This is a genomic window from Psychrobacter sp. W2-37-MNA-CIBAN-0211, from assembly GCF_040309405.1.
GTDB classification, from domain to species: Bacteria; Pseudomonadota; Gammaproteobacteria; order Pseudomonadales; family Moraxellaceae; genus Psychrobacter; species Psychrobacter glaciei.
This window is the reverse complement of sequence record NZ_JBEOOU010000197.1, coordinates 1-272: the sequence shown is the minus strand read 5'-3', so window position 1 is coordinate 272 and position 272 is coordinate 1. Positions and strand designations below refer to the sequence as shown.

The 272-nt window shown below is 34.9% G+C and carries 1 pseudogene; it reads right to left on the bottom strand.

Going from position 1 to position 272, the window contains the following annotated elements:
* Positions 1–272: pseudogene (locus AAEY72_RS14885) on the bottom strand (ATP-binding protein); the annotation flags it as partial.

Here is a 272-nt window from a genome sequence, read left to right as displayed (position 1 = left end):
CCTGTAAACAGATAGAGATGATAACGAAACTAGTTCAGATAGTATGCGCCTTAGTTCTTCAGACTCTTCATGAGCTTTTCTTCGATGATGCACAGCAAAGCGCCTATCTTCTGCTGCGATGATCCTGACATTATATTTAGATTGTGATATTTGGTATTCCATTGTTAAGAAAGGAACATTGTCATTCTCAATTTTGCTAGCCCTTATAGTCTTTTGTTTACCATTTTGAGTTAATTTAATTTCAACGTAACTAAAATCGTTATCACTAATGC